This is a genomic window from Verrucomicrobiota bacterium (assembly GCA_039027815.1).
Taxonomy (GTDB): Bacteria; Verrucomicrobiota; Verrucomicrobiia; order Verrucomicrobiales; family JBCCJK01; genus JBCCJK01.
Window position 1 is genome coordinate 1 of sequence record JBCCJK010000072.1, and the last position, 4,197, is coordinate 4,197.

4 protein-coding genes are annotated in these 4,197 nt (G+C 62.0%); 3 read left to right on the top strand and 1 reads right to left on the bottom strand.

What is annotated here, in order from left to right:
• Positions 1 to 233 precede the first annotated feature (233 nt).
• The 3 genes from AAF555_12190 to AAF555_12200 are packed head-to-tail and all read left to right on the top strand — an operon-like array spanning position 234 to position 3,469.
• A complete protein-coding gene (locus tag AAF555_12190; GenBank protein MEM6912325.1) occupies positions 234 to 1,253 on the top strand; it encodes a thiamine pyrophosphate-dependent dehydrogenase E1 component subunit alpha in 1,020 nt (339 codons plus the stop codon).
• Positions 1,250 to 2,218 carry a transketolase C-terminal domain-containing protein gene (locus AAF555_12195; protein ID MEM6912326.1) on the top strand — a complete coding sequence of 323 codons (969 nt, stop codon included), beginning with the start codon at positions 1,250 to 1,252 and terminating at the stop codon, positions 2,216 to 2,218. Before AAF555_12190 ends, AAF555_12195 begins: the two co-directional genes overlap by 4 nt.
• Before the next feature lie 3 nt (positions 2,219 to 2,221).
• The gene (locus AAF555_12200; protein MEM6912327.1) at positions 2,222 to 3,469 is read left to right on the top strand and encodes a 2-oxo acid dehydrogenase subunit E2; all 1,248 of its coding nucleotides are present in this window, start codon (positions 2,222 to 2,224) and stop codon (positions 3,467 to 3,469) included.
• Between the two features lie 15 nt (positions 3,470 to 3,484).
• Here the strand turns inward: AAF555_12200 and AAF555_12205 are convergent, their stop codons facing one another.
• On the bottom strand, positions 3,485 to 3,922 hold the full coding sequence (locus tag AAF555_12205; protein ID MEM6912328.1) for a hypothetical protein: 438 nt from the start codon (positions 3,920 to 3,922) through the stop codon (positions 3,485 to 3,487).
• Positions 3,923 to 4,197: the final 275 nt, after the last annotated feature.

Consider the following 4,197-nt stretch of genomic DNA (forward strand, 5'->3'; position numbering starts at 1 on the left):
AAGAGCTCGGGTTACCACAACCTAGGACTCTTCCCCTTCAAGACGCTCCACTCACAGTAGAATACGGCACTCTCAGGCAGGAATATCTCCCCTCTCTTCCACCCCTTCTGAAAAAACCAACTTGTTCAGCGCTTCCCTAGGGTGAAAACCCGCCTCCCCCTGCCTTCGCAAAACCTTTTGCCAAAGTCGGGAGCCGCGCTTAGCTCCCCCACTCAGATTTCTTCTATCACGCCTTGGTTCCTGCCGATTCCACGTTCCAAAAACCAAGCTCGGGCTCCCCGACGGATGCCTTTCTTGCCTACCGTTTCATGGTCCTCTCCCGGGTTTTGGAGAACCGCATCGCCAGCCTTTACCGTGCGGGCAAAATCGTGGGCGGCGTCTACCTCGGCATTGGCCAAGAGGCCCTGAGCGCCTCCGTGGGCACGCTCTTGGGGAAAGGCGATGTCTTTGCTCCGCTCATTCGCGACATGGCAGGTCGCCTCGCTTTTGGCGAGTCGCCCCTCGACGCCCTCCGCACCTACCTCGGCTCCCGCAAAGGGCCCATGAGAGGGCGGGATGGGAATATCCATCGAGGCCGCCCCGCCAGTGGCATGCCCGCCATGATCAGCCACCTCGGCGGGATGATTGCAGTCGTCAACGGCATGCTCTTCGCTCGGCGACTCCGTGGCTGGAACGACTCGGTCGGTGCCACCTGCATCGGGGACGGGGGCACCTCCACCGGTGCCTTCCATGAAGCCCTGAACCAAGCTGCCATCGAAAAACTGCCCTTGGTCATGGTGGTGGCCAACAACCGCTACGCCTACTCCACTTCCAATGACCGCCAGTTCGCCTGCCAGGACTTGCTCAGCCGGGCGGAAGGCTACGGCATCGCCGGCCACGCCGCCCAAGGAAACAGTCTCCTCTCCTGCTTCGAAACCATGAAACACGCAGTGGCGGCAGCCCGGGAGGGAGGGGGCCCCCAGCTCGTGGTGGCCAATCTGCTGCGCCTCTGCGGCCATGGAGAGCACGATGATGCTTCCTACGTGGCCGATGACGATAAGACCTCCGTCCTCAATCGAGACTGTCTGGAAGTCGCCCGGGAGGAAATGCTGGCAGAGGGCCGGACCGAGGCCGATCTCAAGGCGGTGCAAAGCGCCGCCCGAGAGGTGGTGGACCAAGCCACGGCTCAAGCCCAACAAGAGCCCGAGCCCGACCCCTATGCCGACGATTGGCGGGCCACCAAATCCGAATTCCAAGCCCACCCCTCGTCTTGAGCCTGACTTATATCGATGCGATCCAACAGGCTCAGGGCCGCGCCCTTCGCGAAAATCCCAACGTCTTCATCTACGGGCAAGACGTGGCGGAGTTCGGGGGCGCTTTCAAAGCCACCAAAGGCCTGGTGGAAAATTTCCCCGACCGCGTCATCAACGCTCCCATCAGCGAAGACGCCATGATCGGGCTGGCCGTGGGAGCCGCCATCGAGGGCATGCGCCCCATCGTCGAGATGCAGTTTGCCGACTTTTCCTCGATCGCGTTCAATCAAATCGTGAACCAAGCCGCCACCAGCTTCTACCGCACCGGCATCCCCATTCCCATGGTCGTGCGCCTGCCCTCCGGAGGCACCCCCGGGAGCGGCCCCTTTCACAGCCAAAGCATGGAAACGCTCTATGCCCACTACCCAGGGACCGTCGTTTTGACTCCCGCTACCGTCAATGATGCCTACTTCATGCTGTTGGATGGAATCGATTGCGACGACCCCGTCCTCTTCTGCGAGCACAAATTCCTCTACCGCTGGCTCAAGGCGGAGAAGCTGACTGAAGAGCGCCTTCCCATCGGGACCGCGCGCGTGGCCCGGGAGGGCAAGCATGCCTCCGTCGCCACCTACAGCGCCATGGTCCACGAGGCCGTCCGGGCAGCCGAGATTCTCTCGGAGGAGGATGGTTATGAAATCGAAATCGTCGATCTCCGATCGGTTAAGCCACTCGATGCCGACACCGTCGTGGCCTCCGTCGCTCGGACTGGCCGTTTCCTCGCGCTGGGTGAAGCCTACCCTTGGGGAGGCGTGACCGCCGAGCTGTGCGCCATCGTGGCCCAGGAATGCTTTCACCTGCTGGATGCGCCCCCGCGGCGCATGAACTCAAAGGACACCCCGGTCCCCTATCACCCCAATCTCTGGAAATCCCACCGCCCCACCGCAGACCGCGTAGCCGACGCCTTGCGAGAACTCATTCGTTTCTAAGCCATGCCCCGCGTTCCCATCGTCATGCCGCAGCTCGGTGAATCCATCGCCGAAGCCACCATCGTGAGCATCTTGGTGGAACCGGGGGAAGAGGTCGAGGCCGATCAAGAAGTCATCGAGGTCGAAACCCAAAAAGCCACCATGGGCGTGACCACCCTCTGCGGAGGCACCATTTCCAGCTTCACAGCGGAAATCGGGGAAACCTATGCCGTGGGGACGACCTTGGGCCACATCGAAGCGACCGAAGAAGAGATCCAGCGAACAGGCGCCCAAGTCGAAGGGGCCGAGGAAGCCCCGGCCCAGGAAAAACCAAAACCGACCCCCGAAAAACCCTCCCAGGAGGACGAGAAACCGAAGGTCAACACTCAGTATTCCGGCGATCAAAGCAGCTCGGTGCGACCGACCGTCAAAGGCCTGCCCGTGCCAGCCAAGGCCTCCGGGGCCAGCTACATCTCCCCCCGCATCAAAGCCCGGATGGAAGAGCTCAGCATGAACGCGGCTGACCTCGCGGGCATTCCCGGATCGGGCGCGGCCGGCCGGGTCACCGTGGAAGACTTTGAGCGCTACGTCGAACACCTCGACAGCCAGCGCCTGACGGCCGCGTCCAAAATGCGGATCGCGGTGGCCGACTCCATGCGGCGCAGTTGGAGCCGACCCCTGGCCACCGTGGGCATGCCTCTGCGCCTGGAAGCCCTCTTGGCCCACCGCAAAGAGCAGGCTCCAGAAGCCAAAGCCGGACCGGCCCTCTATGCCCTCCGCGCGCTCGGCATCGCACTGGGCGAAAACAGCGCGGCGGCTGGTCGCTTAGTCGGCTCCCAAATCGTTCATCCTCCCGCCATCGACATCGGCTTTGCCGTCGAAGTGGAGGATGGTGTCTTGGTGCCTGTCATGCGCGCCGTGCAAGATCGCTCCCTAGCGGACTTGGTGGCCGAATACATTGACCTCGTAGAACTGGCCCGGAGCCGACGCCTTCCTCAAGAGAAATCGCAAGCCGGGATCGCCACCGTCACCAACTTCGGGAGCTTCGGCATCACCTGGGCCACTCCCATCCCCCTCCCAGAGCAAAACCTCGTCTTGGGCTTGGGGAAAGGGGATCGCCGCCCCACCTGGAGCGCCGAAAAAGAAGCCTTTCTTCCCAGCATGGAGGCGGAAATGACCCTGAGCTTCGACCACCGGGTGACCGACGGTGGAGCCGCAGGACGTCTCTTGCTGCGGGTGTCCGAACTCCTGCAATCCCCTGGAGATCTGTGAGGCTCTCCCCTCCTTTCACTCTCCCGGGATGAACTCTTGGTGCCCCGTTTTGCGGGATTGCCCGAGTTGGGTCACTAGCGCTTCGAGCGCAGCGCGGTCCTCATTTTGGGAAGCGAGAATGGCCTTTTCCCAGATTGCGAGAAGCTCCTCCATTTGCTTGCGATACGAGGCGAGGGCCGCCGCTTTGACCTCCCCCTCCGGCATGGCCGCCACCATCGCAGGCACCAGATCCACACAATTCTTACTGTATTTCAGCCCGTCCTGGCACCATCCAAGCGTGGCCGCGAAATCGACTTCCTGATAACGAAGCGCTCTCCTCAGGAACTTGTAGGCCCCGCCCACTTCCTCCATCTCCTGGACCATCTTGCTCGGCCCGGAAACTTCCTCAGCCCGGACGGAAACCATCTGAGCCAAGGCCAAGAGGCAAACCGCGCAAACAAATCGAGGCATCATGCTCCCCTTACGAAGCCACCTTCGGCGGTCTTGCAAGCGAGCCACCCATCGGCGGGAAGCCCCCCTCATACCAAGCTGCAGAATTGGCTGGTAGAATGGCCGAGTGGATTTCGGGCCAGACCAAGGCACGACCAGGGCGCGGTGCAGGCACCGTAACCGAGGAGCAACGCTGGGCTGGCTCGAAAGACTCCGGCTCTTCCTTCCCCGCGCTTCAGCGCCTCTTCCCCACAACACCTCCCCTCCATTCTACCAGTGTATTCTGGAGGTTGGTATTA

Bases quoted from the DNA above. Each gene is read 5' to 3' on its own strand.
- AAF555_12200 (MEM6912327.1), top strand. From the start codon at position 2,222: ATGCCCCGCGTTCCCATCGTCATGCCGCAGCTCGGTGAATCCATCGCC.
- AAF555_12205 (MEM6912328.1), bottom strand. From the start codon at position 3,922: ATGATGCCTCGATTTGTTTGCGCGGTTTGCCTCTTGGCCTTGGCTCAG.